Annotated in this window: 13 protein-coding genes; 5 read left to right on the top strand and 8 right to left on the bottom strand. The window is 46.9% G+C overall.

All coding sequences use genetic code 11. The features are described from left to right. Nucleotides 1–149 precede the first annotated feature (149 nt). Both ACS5NO_RS30850 and ACS5NO_RS30845 read left to right on the top strand, forming a co-directional pair. Nucleotides 150–1343 (top strand): tyrosine-type recombinase/integrase, encoded by a 1194-nt coding sequence (locus ACS5NO_RS30850; protein ID WP_439418686.1) that lies wholly within the window; start codon nt 150–152, stop codon nt 1341–1343. Nucleotides 1344–1590: 247 nt separating this feature from the next. Then, a complete protein-coding gene (locus tag ACS5NO_RS30845; RefSeq protein WP_439418685.1) occupies nt 1591–2376 on the top strand; it encodes a hypothetical protein in 786 nt (261 codons plus the stop codon). Between the two features lie 47 nt (nt 2377–2423). Here ACS5NO_RS30845 and ACS5NO_RS30840 read toward each other — a convergent pair whose 3' ends face one another. Both ACS5NO_RS30840 and ACS5NO_RS30835 read right to left on the bottom strand, forming a co-directional pair. Beyond that, nucleotides 2424–3464 carry a DUF6602 domain-containing protein gene (locus ACS5NO_RS30840; RefSeq protein ID WP_439418684.1) on the bottom strand — a complete coding sequence of 347 codons (1041 nt, stop codon included), beginning with the start codon at nt 3462–3464 and terminating at the stop codon, nt 2424–2426. Between the two features lie 314 nt (nt 3465–3778). Continuing rightward, a complete protein-coding gene (locus ACS5NO_RS30835; RefSeq protein ID WP_439418683.1) occupies nt 3779–4204 on the bottom strand; it encodes a hypothetical protein in 426 nt (141 codons plus the stop codon). Between the two features lie 228 nt (nt 4205–4432). Here ACS5NO_RS30835 and ACS5NO_RS30830 point away from each other — a divergent pair, with 228 nt between their 5' ends. Beyond that, entirely contained in the window at nt 4433–5722 is a 1290-nt protein-coding gene (locus tag ACS5NO_RS30830; RefSeq protein WP_439418682.1) for a Gfo/Idh/MocA family protein, read from the top strand. Between the two features lie 5 nt (nt 5723–5727). Further along, entirely contained in the window at nt 5728–6666 is a 939-nt protein-coding gene (locus tag ACS5NO_RS30825; protein ID WP_150877193.1) for a sugar phosphate isomerase/epimerase family protein, read from the top strand. A gap of 27 nt (nt 6667–6693) precedes the next feature. Here ACS5NO_RS30825 and ACS5NO_RS30820 read toward each other — a convergent pair whose 3' ends face one another. Then, nucleotides 6694–7737: an NAD(P)-dependent alcohol dehydrogenase gene (locus ACS5NO_RS30820; RefSeq protein WP_439418681.1), complete on the bottom strand. Its 1044-nt coding sequence runs from the start codon at nt 7735–7737 to the stop codon at nt 6694–6696. Between the two features lie 615 nt (nt 7738–8352). On the opposite strand from ACS5NO_RS30820, the gene ACS5NO_RS30815 reads away from it, so the two are divergent. After that, the gene (locus tag ACS5NO_RS30815) at nt 8353–8769 is read left to right on the top strand and encodes a helix-turn-helix domain-containing protein (RefSeq protein ID WP_439418680.1); all 417 of its coding nucleotides are present in this window, start codon (nt 8353–8355) and stop codon (nt 8767–8769) included. A gap of 123 nt (nt 8770–8892) precedes the next feature. On the opposite strand, the gene ACS5NO_RS30810 is transcribed toward ACS5NO_RS30815, so the two are convergent. The 5 genes from ACS5NO_RS30810 to ACS5NO_RS30790 all read right to left on the bottom strand — a co-directional run bounded on the left by ACS5NO_RS30810 (nt 8893) and on the right by ACS5NO_RS30790 (nt 16840). Beyond that, a complete protein-coding gene (locus tag ACS5NO_RS30810; RefSeq protein WP_439418679.1) occupies nt 8893–10500 on the bottom strand; it encodes a M28 family metallopeptidase in 1608 nt (535 codons plus the stop codon). Nucleotides 10501–10512: 12 nt separating this feature from the next. Beyond that, on the bottom strand, nt 10513–13224 hold the full coding sequence (locus ACS5NO_RS30805; protein ID WP_439418678.1) for a TonB-dependent receptor: 2712 nt from the start codon (nt 13222–13224) through the stop codon (nt 10513–10515). 242 nt (nt 13225–13466) lie between these two features. After that, entirely contained in the window at nt 13467–14459 is a 993-nt protein-coding gene (locus tag ACS5NO_RS30800; protein ID WP_439418677.1) for an aspartate-semialdehyde dehydrogenase, read from the bottom strand. A 112-nt stretch (nt 14460–14571) separates the two neighbouring features. Next, nucleotides 14572–15216, bottom strand: a complete 645-nt coding sequence (locus ACS5NO_RS30795) for a hypothetical protein (protein ID WP_439418676.1) — start codon at nt 15214–15216, stop codon at nt 14572–14574. A 130-nt stretch (nt 15217–15346) separates the two neighbouring features. Next, complete coding sequence (locus ACS5NO_RS30790) at nt 15347–16840, bottom strand: hypothetical protein (RefSeq protein WP_439418675.1); 1494 nt, start codon at nt 16838–16840, stop codon at nt 15347–15349. Nucleotides 16841–16964: the final 124 nt, after the last annotated feature.

Genomic DNA, 16964 nt, shown 5'->3' with positions numbered 1-16964 from the left:
TGCCAAAATCAAAGCGTTCCGGGCCCAGTTCAGAGGGGTAAGAAATGTGGAATTTTTCCTTTACAGACTAACTCAGTTATATGCTTAAACCAAGATGATCCACAACTTTTGGTATTGATCCCCAAATATACCCCTATAAAGAGCCGTTTTTGAGTCGTCCGGACGACGATGACCTGTCAAAACAGTGGGTGGTCGAATACGGAGCCTGGTCACTAAAAAACCAAAAGATTGTCCGGAAGCGGGTAGTCGTGAAAGGAAATACGATCGATGAACGCCAGGAGCATGCCAAAGCAATTATTAAGGAGCTTCGCAGGGTGTTGAAAAAAGGAACCTACGTCGATGACCTTCCGAAACCCAAACCGCAGAAAGAACCGAAGCCGAAGGTCAAACCAACCACTCCTTCGAAGTCCGCAGATCTGGTAGTAAACCACCTTACCCGGATCGATATTGCCATTTCGGAATTTCTACGCTACAAAGAAAAAACGGTAAGCCACAACTCGTTCAGGACATACCGCACCCACATCCGGACGTTTCAGAAGTACCTGACGGATCAAAAGAAAACTCGAACGCCGATCCGGGCATTCAATGCCGGTGAAGCCCTTAAATTCCTTGATGAAGTCATCCTTACCTACGGCCTCAGCAACCGCACCCGCAATGCGGTAAACGATACCGTCCGGATGTTTTTTACGCACTGGGTCGAGCGGATCAACAAAATGGCCGGTAAGGATATTTTGAAAAATCCGTTCTTGGGCATCAATGACCTGGTCACGAAAACCAATAAGCACACCGCCTACACGTCCGATCAACGTCACGCTTTCAAAGATGCCTGTAACCACACGGAAGAACAGGATTTACTACTATTTGTCAGTTTTATCTATTACACATTTATGCGGCCGCGTCAGGAAATAAGGCTGCTGCGGGTTCGGAGCCTGAAACCAAAGACGATCTTTGTGACGGCTGACGATGCCAAAGACAATGAGGCTGAGCACGTTGAAATTCCCCCAGGACTCGAGCGACTGATCCAGGAAAAAAAGCTACGCTCCTACCCACCCCATTACTATGTTTTTGGAAAAGGTGGTGAGCCCGGACCGGAGCCAGTCGGGCCAGATTATTACTACCACCATCACCGTAAGATTCTGGAACGCCTGGAACTGAAAGGCCAGAACTATGATATGTATGGATGGAAGCATACGGGCGTCATTGCCCTTTGGGAAGCAACCCAAAATATCCGGCTGATCCAGCGCCAGTGCCGTCACTCCAGTGCAGAACAAACAGAGAACTATTTACGAGATCTGGGAATTATAGTTCGGGAGACACAAATGGAATTGTTTCCTGAATTTTAAACCAAAAAACGCCATTATTATGAATCTAGGTAGCCCAATACCAATCTTGGATGAGTCACAGCCTGGACTTTTTTTATCAGGCATTTACTCAATCTTTAAAGCAGTTAAGACCTACTGGAGAGGTAGAGTGTATTCAGCTATTATTCTGCCTTCAGGCAAAGCCATTCCTAACCTGCGTAGAGCATAAATTCACTTATAAGTTAACTATACAATGATAAAACGGCTACCTCTCCTCATACTACTACTGATGCCTACAACTGGCAAGTCTCAACGACCTCAACCAGTCAAATTCGACACCTTACAAATGGTTGCTAAGAATGTTGGAATGCTATTGAGGAAATCAGATAGCCTTCTAACTTTAAACGATTCACTTAATCGTCAAAACCGCAAATTGAATGGGGATCTGTTGAAATATGTAGCGGAAGAGAATTTTTACGCTACCGCCTTGGATCGACAGGCGACTCATTATGAATGGTTATTAGGTATTCTTTTGGCGGCCGCTGGATTGGTCTCTTATAGTTTTATAAATCGAAAATTTCGAGAGTTGCAAGGGTCTTTTACGAGTGAAATGGCGCTTAACGTAAAAAACATAAATGAGAAAATAGCGTCTATGGGGGAAAATATCAAAACAATATCAATAGATCATTTCGTTCAGGTCGGATATAATTTATCGACACGAGCAGCTATTGACGCCCTCGAGAATAATCAATACTATAAAGCCATTCACTTATTTCAAAGAGCTATAGAGGCCTATGTGAAAGCCTTAGTAATTAACCCCTTGGATCAAGCAATAATTTATAAAATTGACCAATGTATTAATATTACAAATGATATACTAGAAGAAATATTATCAAAACCGGAGGAAGAAGAATTTAAACCTATTATATCAATAATAGCAGATGTCGACTTCGTCTTTCTGTCGCCAGAAAATCATTCTGTAATTTTCAATTCTAAATCATTAGATTTGATTAAAAAAATAGTTGAATTAGAGGATTATATCAAAAAAATCAAAAGCCTAACTCCTCAAAAATGAACAATTGAAAAGTAATTTAAAGTCCAGCAATGCCAATCCCAGACCGCTTAAAAGGCAAATGGCCAGTCATTTGATGGCTTCATTCGATTGTGCCCATTAAGTAGTTTTTGAAAAACCTCACTTGAGTAAATTGAAGAAGCGTCAAATCTTCGTTCTCTTCCTGAACCCGCCCCTTGAATCTGGGTCATTGCAAAATACTCGGCAAGCGGATCTAAGCTAGGATGTATAAGCGAGAGCTTATATAATAAACTTGTAAAAAAAGAACCTATCGGTGTACTCCGATCATTTGTATCAACCTGATTTGTCTTATAGCAGGTATAACCTGCCGATGCTGAACCATTCGGACCAAACCATTGAACTAAATCTTTTAAATGATCGGGATGAGCATCAGGAAAATTAAAGAAATGTGGATGCATAAATGTTGATTTACGTGACTCCCAGCTTGCGATATTTGCAACACACACAAATTCTGGCATTTCAATGGGGTGGTTTAAAGTGTTGAAAGCATCCCACAAAATATTATCAATTGTATCTATTGGATCATTTTTAACACTAACCCAAGAATGGTTATGAGCTAGTAAGCCATATAATATAGGGCATTGTAACTCCTTAAAGGGATTACCTGTGCGCCTAGGTGGCAGATTTTTTATAATTCTTGAAGTTTCAAAAAACGACTTAATGTGTTCGGCCTTTAGTGTTGTTTTGCACTCAAATACTGCTAAAATTCCACCAGCTAAGTATAATTTCTTATCTAATAAACTCTTTGGATATTCGGGCTGTAAAACTATTACATCAACTTGTGGGCTGGTAGCACCAAAGGCTCCTAATATTCGTCCCTTAGTAACAATTTGAAAGGTTGGAGGAAGCCAGTCTCTTAGCAGCGTTGCCCAATTTTCTTCCCCTTGATCTCCAGCAGTACCGGGGTCCTCTTTGGCTCTTTTCTTAATCCTCTGATATTCGAATTGTATGTCCCGCGTTGCAGCTTGCATAAACTCGATAAGATCGTTAGATGCGCCAGGGGGGATTGCCTTTCCTGTAAAATACCGTTGCTCTGAAAAACTGTTCTGGTTTGAGTTCTGATCACTCATATAAATGGATGTTAAATAATTATGCAGTTTTCAAATATATAGCATTACTAGTATTTTGCTTGGAAAATTTGATTTCCCTTAAACTAACTTTAAAACATCACTTGGGATATGCCACTTTTTTGATTTTTCAACTTGGGCTTTCTCTGATTTAAAAAACAGCCTGGTCGCAAAACAACCAGGCTGTCACAATTAAACGCAAAGCGGTGTTACCCGCCTACCTCAGTAGAGGTTTTTTTATAAGCTCGGTTTCTGGCTAGCTTCAGGTTGTTCAGTTCTTTGTATTTTTTTCACAAAAATCACCTAGTCTGCCTCCCTCACTTCTTCTCCCCAAACTCCTCCACCCACACCCGAATCTTCCGATCCGGCATTTCGGCGATTTCCATCAGGAACGTGAGTTGGTCGGCTTTCCCTTCGATGGTAATGGTGACATGCATCTCTTGACCGGGCTCCTTGGCAAAAAGTGCCTTGATAACGGTTTTCCCTTCCTTGTACGGAACGCTCCAGGTGCAGGTCGTCGACTGAATGGTGCCGTTCATTTTTTGATCGGCATTGCCCGGTACTATTAAAATGTCTGTTTTCCCGATGTCAATGGTGCTTTGTTCGTCCACCGTCCGCTGAACCACACCGGCGGCATCCAGGTATTCTGTTTTTGAGGTAATTAGTTTCACCTCCTTGGCACATTGGCCAAAGCTGAGGACGGTGCTGAAAAGCAGGGAAAAGGAGAAGAGGAACGTTTTCATCAGGATTTGTTGGTTTAGCGTGAAGGTTCAAAGATAAAAATCTATTTAATTACTGTGCAAAACCCAGTACCTTTTATTGCCATCTATTAGATAAGTGGTAAACCGGTGGGATAAATGGCCTTTCGAAAGGTGAAAACCACCCGAATTTTGACTTTCCCGGTTGGACTGGCTATCTTTCAGGGAAAATCTTCACCGATTTTTCGACCCAAAATCCTAAACCACTTTCGTATGAGTACTTCCCGTCGAGACGTCTTAAAAATGACTGGCATGGCGTTGGCCAGCAGCGTTTTACCCGCCGTCACTATTTTGCACCCCCAGCGTTCATTTGCCGGTATCAACACCGACACCCTCAAAGTCGGCCTGGTCGGCTGTGGGGGCCGGGGTTCGGGCGCAGCCGCCCAGGCGCTGAAAGCCGACCCCAATGTGGTGCTGCACGCCGTTGGCGATATTTTCAAGGATAAACTGGACGACTCGCTGAACAACCTGCGGAAAATCCACGGCGACAAGGTCAAAGTCGACGAAGAACACAAATTCGTGGGGTTCGATGCCTATAAAAAAGTGCTGGAGTCGGGGGTCGATGTGGTGATTCTGGCGACGCCCCCGCATTTCCGTCCCGAACACCTGATGGCCACCGTGCAGGCCGGGAAACACGTCTTCTGCGAAAAACCGATGGCCGTCGATGCTCCCGGCGTCCGCAAGGTGCTGGAAGCGGCTAAAATTGCGAAGGAAAAGAAAATCTCGCTTCTCTCGGGCTTCTGCTGGCGGTTTCATGAACCCAAACGGGCCACGTTTGAGAAAATTCAGGACGGTGCCATTGGCGACGTGCTTACCGTTTACAACACCTACAATACTGGCACCGTCTGGTCGCACCCCCGAAAACCGGGCTGGACCGACGCCGAATATGTGCTCCGGAACTGGTATTATTACACCTGGCTATCGGGCGACCACCTGGTCGAGCAGGCGATTCACAGCGTCGATATGATGTCGTGGGCCTTTGGTGACAAAATGCCGCTTTCGGCAGCCGGAACCGGTGGCCGTCAGGTTCGAACCGAACCGATCTATGGCAACATTTACGACCACTTCGCCATTACCTACGAATACGAAGACGGAGCCAAGGGATTCCATTTCAGCCGCCAGCAGGTCAACTGCGAGGGAAGTTATATGTGCGAAGCCTTAGGAACGAAAGGCCGCGCGGTCGCCAACGTGTCCCGGAACGTACACGAAATCACCGGGCGGAAAAAATGGAAATATTCGGGAGTTGCCAACGACATGTACCAGACGGAACACGACGAGCTGTTTGCGGCCATTCGGAAGGGCGAACCGATCAACCAGGGCGAATACATGGCCAACAGCACGCTGCTCGGCATCATGGGGCGCATGGCGGCCTATACGGGCCGTCGAATCACCTGGGATGAAGCGATGAATTCTACCGAAAAATTAGGCCCGGACACCTATAGTTTTGACATGAAGCCCCCGGTTGCGGAAATCGCCCGACCCGGTATTACCTCTTTCTCCTGAAAACCATGCAACGCAGAGAATTTCTAAAAAACGGCTCGCTGGCCGCTGTAGGCGGTTTTGCCGCTATTGAATCCGCACCTCATGTGATTGCATCGGTTTCCGCCCCGTTTGTCAATCCGGTTTCCAACCCGGTTCTTAAAACGCCGATGGTGAAGAAAAGCCTGAAATGGGGTATGGTGAAAGAGGATTTGTCGGTACTCGATAAATTCAAATTGCTGAAAGACCTGGGCTTCGACGGGGTGGAACTGGACACGCCCAACAACCTCGACCTGAAAGAGGTACTGGACGCCCGCGACAAAACCGGCCTGGAACTGCCCGGCACGGTCAATTCGGCGCACTGGAAATCGCCCCTGTCGGATCCGGACCCGAAGGTTCGGGAAGTGTGCGTGAAAGCAATGGAAAAATCGCTGCAAGACACGAAGCAGTACGGCGGCACAACGGTTTTGCTGGTTCCCGGCGTGGTGAAAGCCGATGTGAGCTACGAAGATGCTTACGAACGCTGCCGCAAGGAAATCAAAAAGCTGCTGCCGATGGCCGAAAAAACCGGCGTCAAGATTGCCTTCGAAAACGTCTGGAACGGTTTTCTGATCAGTCCGCTGGAAGCCGCCCGGTTTGTCGATGAGTTCAAACACCCGCTCGTGGGCTGGTATTTCGACGTGGGCAACATCCTGCGCTACGGCTGGCCGACGCACTGGATTGAAACCCTCGGCAAGCGGATTCTGAAACTGGACGTCAAAGAGTACAGTCTGAAGAAACAGCAGGACGAGGGTCTCTGGAAAGGGTTCGACGTTGAATTCCTGGAAGGCGATTGCAACTGGTCGGCGGTGAACAAAGCCCTTGTAAAGATTGGCTATTCCGGCTGGGCGTCGGCCGAAGTCAACGGTGGCGACCGCACGCGGCTGCTGACCATTCGCGAGAAAATGGACGCTATTTTTACGGCCTAAGGCTCATTCGCCGGAAAACCGCCCGTTTTACAACGTATTCATATCGATCACAAACCGGTAGCGCACGTCGCCTTTCAGCATCCGGTCGTATGCGTTTTGGATGTCTTTGATCGGAATCAGCTCGATATCCGACACGATGTTGTGCTCGGCGCAAAAATCCAGCATCTCCTGCGTTTCGGGTATCCCGCCGATACCCGAACCAGCGATGCTTTTGCGACCGCCGATGAGGCTAAAGCCCATGATTTCGGCCGGTGTCGGGGGGGCACCCACGCAAATGTGTATGCCGTTGGTTCTGAGCAGGGAGAGATACAGGTTGTAGTCGTGCGGTGCCGAAACCGTATCGATGATGAAGTCGAAATACCCTTTCACTTCTTTCACCCGGGCCGGATCGCTGGTCAGCACAAACTTGTGTGCGCCCAACCGTTTGGCATCTTCTTCTTTCGAAGGGGAGGTACTTAGCATGGTTACTTCAGCACCAAAAGCCACGGCAAATTTAACGGCCATGTGTCCCAGACCACCCAGTCCCAACACGGCGACCTTGTGCCCTTTGCCCACTTTCCAGTGCCGCAGGGGCGAGTAGGTGGTAATGCCGGCGCACAGCAACGGAGCCACGGCGGCCAAATCCAGCTTTTCGGAGACGTGCAGCGCAAAATCTTCGTGGACCACAATCAGGTTCGAATACCCGCCGTAGGTCGGCGTTACACCGTCCTGCTCCCGACCGTTGTAGGTTTGGGAGTTCCCCACCAGACAGTATTGCTCCAGACCTTCCCGGCAATTTTCGCACGTGCGGCACGAATCGACCATACAACCAACCCCGGCCAGATCGCCGACCTTGAATTTGGTGACTTCCGCGCCGACCTTGGTCACGCGCCCCACGATTTCGTGGCCCGGCACCATCGGAAAAATCGACCCACCCCATTCGTCCCGAATCTGGTGTAAATCGGAATGACAAACCCCACAGTAGAGAATGTCGAACTGAACGTCGTGGGGTTTCACCTCGCGCCGTTCAAACTGAAACGGAGCCAGTGGTGTTTGCGCATTCTGGGCTGCGTATCCTTTAGCTGCAATCATAATAGGGATGAATAAATAGGGTGTTAAAAGCCGGTTCTTTCGCTGTGTTCAATGAGCCTCCGAATTGAGATCGGTTCTTTCTTTTCAACCTGATTTCCCCAAATTGGTTTAAATACCAATCGGTAATCAACTGGACTGGAAGCCAAGGCTCTATTGCCTGCACAAACTTCAATTCCTATTGTAATTTTTTTAGAAGTGATTATTTGGTTTAGGGCTATTTAGTAAAAGAAAACCACTTTTCATCTTTTTTGCCACTATCTAAGTAACCAATTGTATACGGTAAACTCCTAAAAACAGGGGCGATATCTTGTAATAATTAAATCGATTTATATTTTTTTAAGTAAAAAAAACAGCATTATTAAAATTTTATAAAAAATCCCCCATTGCTTACATTCAGTCTAAATAAGGCAAAATGCATCTATTTTAAAAGCGATATAACCTTTCCAATAAACATGAACGGTCGCTTTTAACGTACTGTTTATCAGACTATTTTCGTATTCCTGATTTTTAATGAAACGTGAACAGAAAGAAGACTGGGCGAAGAATCCGGCACCCTTATGTGGAATAATCGGGTACGCAACCGCAGTCGTCTCATCAATTAAACTGTTGAGAACAATGAAAAACATTAAAGCACTTACCCCGGATGAAATGAAGCAGCTTCGTCAGTTGATATCTACTACTGATAATCTCGTCCTCCGACGACGCTGTCAGTGCATTCTCTACAGTTTTCAGGGGATGCAAGTCAATGAACTCGTAAGCATGTTCCAGGTTGATCGCCGGAGTATCTACAACTGGATGAGTCGGTGGAACCAGGGCGGACTCGAAGCGTTGATCGATAAACCGGGACGTGGTCTGAAACCTAAGCTAAGTGTAGCCCGCCAGGATCATGTAGATGAAGTAAAACAGGCTTTTCAGATGTATCAGGGCAATTACAACCAGGTTTTAGAACACGTCAATAACCGAATAACCAAACCCATCAGTCACGACACCCTGCGTCGCTTTGTAAAAAAACTGATGGCTCCCGGCGTCTAGCCGCCTTTTCCATACCTTTAACGTCTTGCTATCGATAAAACGCTGTACGCTTTGGTAACAAAATAAGCGGCCCCGGTTTGCCCGAACTCCGGCATCAACCGGGGCCGTTCTATCTTTTCTTCCTTATTTCTTATCCCGTGCGGCTTTAAACTCCGAACCGGTTTTCCAGCCGGGAAAAGTGGATTCGTTGCTCAGGCGATACCCCACATTGAACAGCAACTGCATGTCTTCGAGGATGCCGGACAAATCCCAGGACGATGAATATTCGTCCGAGGGCGCGTGGTAGCGGTTCAGGTTGTGGTCTTCCAGTTGGGCTTTTCCCCAGGCTTCGCCGTTTTTCACCGACCGAACACCGGTTTTGAGATACAAGGCCGGCACACCGACTTTGGCAAAATTAAAGTGATCGGACCGGAAATAACTCCCCGCCGACGGATTGAAATCACCCCGGATAAACCGCCCCTGTCTGGCCGCTTCAGCCTCCGCGTAGTCTTCCAGATCGGATTGTCCCTTGCCGACAATCACCACGTCTTTGGTCCGGCCCACCGGAATGAACGCGTCCATGTTGATGTTGGCAACGGTTTTGTCTAACGGAAAAACCGGGTGCGTTGCGTAGTATTCCGACCCCAGCAAACCCTGCTCCTCCGCCGTCACGGCCAGAAACAGGATGGATCGTGACGGTTTCTTTTTCAGTTTGGCAAACGTCTCCGCCAGTTCGAGCAAAGCCGCCGTGCCGGACGCATTGTCGGACGCGCCGTTGTAAATCGAGTCGCCTTTAATGGCTTCGCTTTTGCCCAGATGATCCCAATGCGAAGTGTAAATGATGTATTCGTTCTTTCGATCGGTGCCGGGGAGCAAGGCCAGCACATTTTGGGAGGTCGATTTCGTAATCTGGTTGTTGATCACCAGCGAAGTCGTCAGTCCCAGTTTGACGGGCTTAAAACCCCGAACACCCGCTTCCCGGAACAATTCCGGCGAAACGCCCGCGAGCTTGAACAGACTTTTGGCCGCATCCAGCGTGAGCCAGCCTTCCACCGTCGCCCGCGATCGGTTGTTGTCGGCTGCCTGTAAATACAGTTTTGATTTCGAAAAGCTGCTGCGGACCACCGACCAACCGTAACTGGCGGCTTTGGATTCGTGAACGATCAGAACTCCCGCAGCGCCCTGCCGTGACGCTTCTTCATATTTATAAGTCCAGCGACCGTAGTAGGTCATGATATTGCCCTTGAACAGCGTGCTGTCGATCAAACCCGGATCGTTCACCATCACCACCACGGTTTTGCCCTTGACGTCCACACCCGCGTAGTCGTTCCAGTTGTATTCTGGGGCGACAATACCGTAGCCCACAAATACCAGCTCCGAATCGGTAATCTTCACCTGATTTTCCACATGGGGCGTTGTCGCGACAAAATCGGTCAGGTTCGCCAGCGAAACCGTGCCGTTTTTGCCTTTCAGCACCAGCGGCCCCGCCGGGGTCGAGGCAATGTTTACCATCGGTACATCCTGAAAATAGATCTTGCCATTGCCGGGTTGCAAACCAGCTTTCTGAAACGCGGTTTTCAGGTAGTCGACGGTTTTCTTTTCACCGGCCGTAAACGGTTTTCGCCCTTCGAAGGCATCCGAAGCCAGCACCTGAATGTGTTTGACAAACGCTTTGCCGTCGATCGCAACACTGTCGACAGTGGCGAAAGCATAATTTCCGGCTAAAAGAAAGAAGAGAAAGAGTCGTATCATGCCTAAAGATAACTAAAACTCATTCTCCGTCGGCGTATCATCCCGCTCCTGATCCCGTTCTTTTTCCCGAACCACCTGCCGGCTTAACCGGTAACTAAAGCCAATGAAACCGATGCGGCTTTCGCGTTTGCTGCGCGTAGACGACACAAAGTTGGAGCCAAAACTCTCGTTCTGAAACTGCAGCGTATTGAAGATGTCACTGACGCGCAGGCTCACCGTTCCGCGCCCTTTCAGAATATTTTGTTTGACCCCCAGATCGACGTTAAAGAAGCCTTTGATGGTTCCCTGTGCCACGATAAACGGCGACCGGTAATTCATCGCCACCTGAATATCGGTTCCTTTTTTCGGGTTCATGTTGGAGGTGACCCGGGCCGTCCAACTCCGGTTCGTGCGGGTCAGAATGCCCGGAACATCGGCACTGGCCTGGATGTTTCGCTGGAAAAACGAGAAATTACCATTCACCTTCCACCAGCGCGTAAGATCCTGCGTCACGACCACTTCCAGCCCGTAATTCTGCGAACGGTTCAGGTTCAGCGACGTTTGCTCGGTAATACCGTCGGGTCGCAGCGTCCGGTAATTTGTAATTTCGTTATTTGTCTGGCGGTAAAACAGCGAAGACGTCAACGTTGTGCTTTTGCCATACAGCAAATGGCTTATTTCAAACGAATTGATTAACTCCGGGTTCAGGTTCGGATTCCCGTACCGGATGTTCAGCGGATCGGACAAGTCGATGAAGGGGTTGAGCGACCAGGTCGACGGCCGATTGATCCGGCGGCTGTAGTTGATCTGCATCTTCTGCGATTCGCTGGCGTTATAGTTCAGGAAAACACTGGGAAACAGGTAGATATAATCCCGCTGGGTTTTCACGTTGGTGGTCCGCTGATCCGTTGTGATGTTGGTATATTCGGTACGCAACCCCACCTGATAGCTAAACTTTCTGATCTCGTTGCCGAAATTGACATAAGCCGCACTGGTTCGTTCATCGTAAATGAAATTGTTGCTGATGGCGGGGTTTATCGTCCAGATGCCGTCCAGCAGGTTCTCAAACGTATAGTCGGAAGCCAGCCGCCGGTAGGTGTGTTTCAAGCCGGTTTCGAGTTTCTTCTTGTCTTTGAGCGGTTCCACAAAATCCAGTTGCAACACCGCCACCCGGTTTTCCCGGCCATTGTCGGCGCGCTGCTGGCCAATCAGGAAATTGGGCGTCAACAACGTTTCGGGCAAGGTCGTGGTGTTGCTGAAGTTCTGGTATTCCGTGCTTTTGTTAGTCGATGTAGTGGCATCAAAGGTGAGTTCCCGCCCCTGTTTGTCGAACGTCCGGCGATACCCGAAAACGTAATCCAGTCCTCTTTCAGGTTCGGTTTCTTCGGTAATCCGCAGGGTTCGTCCCAGCGACACCCGGTTAGCATCCAGTGTATTGAAATTCTCCTCTTCCGAATCGCGGCTGTATTCAGGCCGGTAGAGAATCGAAGCGGTAATGTTGTCGCGGGGCGACAGTGTGTAATCGAAACCGACGCGAAGGTTGTTGTTCACGCTCCTTCGGATGGCGTCGTTGCGTTGCGCCAGATAACTGATCGAGTCTTCAAAAATATTCTGCCGTTCCGAGATCCGGTATTGAAACCGCCGGTTTGCCCGAAAATTATAGCTGCTGAACAGGTTGAGTTTCTTAAACCGTGTGTTCAGATTGACCGACGCGTTGTATTTATCCCGCGTACCGACGTTCAGTTGCACATTCCCATTGAAACCTGCGGCCCTTTCTTTTTTCAGAATGATGTTGATAATCCCGGCGGCACCGTCGGCATCGAACCGCGACGACGGATTGGTAATCATCTCGATTCGTTCGATGTTGCTGGCCGGAATCTGATCCAGAACGGCCTGCCGATCCAGCCCTGTCAGACCCGACGGTTTTCCGTCAACCAGGACAATGATGTTGCTGCTGCCGCGCAAACTCAGCGTACCGTCGACATCGACTGTTACCGAAGGAACGTTCTGTAAAATGTCGATGGCCGAACCACCCTGCGCGATGGGCAACTGGTCGACGTTCACAATTTTGCGGTCGAGGGAATATTCATACGCCTGTCTTTGCCCCTGAACCACCACTTCCTGAAGCTGTTTGGCGGTTTCGGTCATCAAAACATTTCCCAGATCGACAATCGGTTTATCCATACTGATCACGATACGCGGCACCCGTTTGGCTGCAAAACCCAGGCTTTGAATGAGCAGGTAATAGGCGTCTGGTGCGAGATTAGTCATCTGGAAAAACCCTTTCTCGTCCGTCAACGCGCCCGTCACCGAACTCGAATCCCGCGAGCGGAACAGGCCGATGCTGGCAAATTCGACGGGCTGGTTTTTCCCGGCTTGCGGAGTCAGGAGTTTTCCACTGATTTTTCCGGAGCCGACAACGGATTCCGGCGCATCCGCCGTGGTTCGACGGCCTGCTGTTCCCGTTCCAACGGGTTGGGTCGTCGATGTGGGCGAATTCGTGGCCGGGAGGGCGGGTTGCAAAACTGGCTGTGTCGACGTAGAACGAACCGTATCAGGACGGTCGGCCGAATTATACTGCGTGGTGTCCGGGCGGGTCGGGGGGGCGGGTTGCGTCGTATCCGCTTCCAGTCCGATGGCCTGCACCATCGAATTGGAAACCGGTGCTGGTTGTTGTGCCTGAACGGTTCCCATCAATAGCCCAACGGTACAAATCACGAAAAAAACAACCGAATCGATCTTCATAAAACGTTTAAATAAATTGTATCTATTTAATAAAGCAGGTCTGTCTCCCCGAATTTTCCACGTCAACCATTCTTTACCGGACAGGGCCAGTTTGAACGGTTTTTAGCAGGTAAACCGGTGCGTAATTCCCGGAATTCATCAAAAATGAACGGGATTTGACGTATAGACTTGAGTAGATGGGGCTATAAAGAAAAAAGCCTGTCAGCCTAAGGCCGACAGGCTTGTATGTATATAACGGGATGTTATACTAAATTGTTTTCAGCTAAATATTCCGCAATCTGAACGGCATTGGTAGCCGCGCCTTTCCGCAGGTTATCGGCCACAATCCACAGATTGAGGGTATTTGGCTGGCTTTCGTCGCGCCGAATCCGGCCCACAAACACCTCATCTTTTCCGTGTGCCGTCAGCGGCATTGGATACAGGTAGTTTTTCGGATCATCCTGAACGATGACGCCTTCCGCTTCTTCCAGAATTTTAACGACATCACCCACTTCGTAGTCATTCTCAAACTCGATGTTCACGGCTTCGGAGTGCCCGCCGATGGTCGGAATCCGCACGGTCGTAGCCGTCACCTGAATGGTGTCGTCGCCCATGATCTTCTTGGTTTCGTTCACCATCTTCATTTCTTCCTTCGTGTAGCCGTTGTCCAGGAAAACATCGATGTGCGGCAACACGTTGAGGTCGATGGGGTGCGGGTATACTTTCGGATTGGAATAATCGCCCGAACGCTCGGAAAACAACTGATCGACGGCGGCTTTCCCGGTTCCGGTCACGGATTGGTAGGTCGAAACCACCACGCGTTTCACACCGTATTTCTTATGCAGCGGGTCCAGTACCACCACCATCTGGATGGTCGAGCAGTTGGGGTTGGCGATGATTTTATCTTCCGGCGTCAGCGTGTGGGCGTTGATTTCGGGAACGACCAGTTTTTTGGTCGGGTCCATGCGCCAGGCCGAGGAGTTATCGACGACCGTAATCCCGGCTTCCGCGAACAACGGAGCCAGTTTGAGCGACGTGCTGCCCCCGGCCGAAAAAATCGCAATAGCCGGTTTTGCCGCGATGGCATCCTCAAAGCTCACGATCGTAACCTGTTTACCCTTAAACGTAATCTGTTTACCCACCGAGCGTTCTGACGCGACAGGAATCAGTTCCGTTACCGGGAAGTTACGTTCTTCGAGCACTTTCAGGATTTCGCCACCGACAAGGCCGGTTGCACCTACTACTGCAATTTTCATTTCCGTACCAATCAATTAAGTGAAACAAGTCTTAAAAATTGGGTGCAAAAATACGGAGAAATGCTGAGAGAACCGGGAAAGATTCAAAAAAATCCGGATAAATCGCTCAGTGTCAAAACCGCGCAACCAAACCCATTCCGGTATTGGTGTAGTCAATGTGTGGTTCCAGCCGGAAAGAGACGTCTTTCGTCCGCAATGCTTTATTATAATACTGAATGGAACGCCGGAAATGAAAACCGGGAATGCGGATTAACGAGCCCACCAGAAACAGACTAAGGCCAGTTGTCATGGTAACGAGTCCACCTTTTCTGACTTCTTTTTTCGTTTCTGTATTCGCGTATGGATTACCCAGGTAGACCAGCCCATTTCCGTACCAGGCACCATTGTAATACGTCAACCCTTTGGGAACCCCGTTTTGACTTTGTACCTCTTTGGGATTGGCAGTAACAATTATTCCTACCAGCGACGCAACTCCGCCGACGAGCATCAGGCTGGTACCCAATTCACGCCCACTTTTGAACTGCCGGTATTCACGAATGGCATTCGGATCGCCGGAAGCCAGGATGTACTGGCCTAAATCCGTCGCCCGGCGGACTTCAATGCCGTCGTAGAGATACTGCGAAGAAGATTGGGTTCGGTAACCGTATTGGGTATAAATCGGTGTAGAGGAGGTAACCGTTTCAATCGGTTTCAAGGGTTCAGACTGCGCCCACGCTCCCACGGGCCAGGCCAGCAACAAGACGTACAGTGTTTTCATCGTCGAGATTTTTTTTAAGAAATCTACGAAAAAACGATGTTTATATGATTAAAGTTTGATTATATTTTCAGTAGAATGGTTTTGATTATATCGTGAATTGGATAAGCAAACTCGATTAACTTGATCCAAACTATGTCTGAGTCTCGGAGATATGACTGGGAGACTGCTCGTGCACGATGGCGAAAACAAGGCTGTAACCTTTATCCTTATTAAGAAATTCGTGCTTTGTAATTGAAATACTGTTATAAAATTGTTTAATATTTTTATTCCTCCTTTTTACTATTGAATGAGTAATTGAGGCTGGTAAATTTTTATCTAAAGCTGCTTTATACAAAGCCTTAACATGTTCATTAAATTTCATTAATGATAATTCTTCTTCTTTCTTCGAGTTTATATTTAATATTAATTTTAATTTCGTAGCGACTCTATTGTCACCTGAAACATAGTAAGCCACGTTATCGGCAAGATAGTATTTCCCATCCACAATTAAATCAGTATTAAGCTCTATATATGGAGAACTTGCTTGCCATTCCTTCTCAAAACAATTAGTATAAAATCTAGTCTCTATTCCGTTAGCTTTTAGGAAATCTTTTGCCTTATAGGGTGACCACCCTTCGCTATTACTTATAACAGGCGGATTTGCTTCAATAGATTTTATAGTTTTAAATTTTAGAATAGATTCTTGAATATCTTCTTTTGTTTTTGGTTCATCTAAATGCAATGTATTAACCCAGCGGCTTAGCGATTCAATATCAGTCTTGAATGTTATTATTGACTTTCTCTTTGCATATGATAAAATATAGTTATTTTCTATGCTAAACTTCATTATAGTAAATCTAGAATCATAATTCATATATAAGTATAATGAATAAAAGAAAGGAGTAAACAATACAGTAAGTAAAATAGGCAAAGAAAACTCGCTAAGTTTTTCAATCATATTAAAATTATCAAAATGCTGAATAACTTGATAAAGTGAAAAATACAGCATCAATCCTCCTAAAATAATAGCAAATATATTTAGCAACTTTCTTACATCTTTATGTTCATTTCCTTTCGAATACACCATTAAACCTCCAATTAAAAATGAAACGATCACAATAAATATCTCTACAATTAAATTGAATGTGTATATTCCAATAATAAATTCAATTACAGCCGATATCTTAAAGTTTTCTAAAATAATATCTTTAAAATAATCTTTTTTCGCTTCATTTATCCTAAATATAGTAATTGATGCAGAAAATATTAGCCATATAATCGCATTTTTAAAGAAAGACAATTTCCAAAATCCAGTAACATCAAATATTAAAACGATAAAAGTTAAGTACAGAACAGCTAACAGACATACTATAATTATAGGTTTAACAAAAAAAGCTTTTAGAACTTCTCTTAATTGAATCAGAATACTATTAGATTTAAAACACAAAATGAATATTGGGATAATCAAGCAAATGAATATTGCGATTTCTCTTGTATTAAATATCCAAATTTCTCGAAAATCAAGTATGTCTAGGATAGAGACCTTGTGAAGTAGAACGGAAACGATAATATACAAAATGACAGCAAGTCCAATGAAAATTGCCTTGATTGTAGCTAAGTCTGGAAAAGTATATATTTCTAGCATCGGTATTTTATAACTGTTTATCAATATAAGCACTTATTAGGATATAAGTATCCCTAATTTAATAAACAACTGACTTATATGCATAACAAATTGATATATGGACTTTTAACCCCATATATGGCAA

This window comes from Larkinella fluvii, assembly GCF_051857545.1.
Classification (GTDB): domain Bacteria; phylum Bacteroidota; class Bacteroidia; order Cytophagales; family Spirosomataceae; genus Larkinella.
Note: the sequence above shows the minus strand (reverse complement) of the source record. Positions and strands in the feature narration are given on the sequence as shown.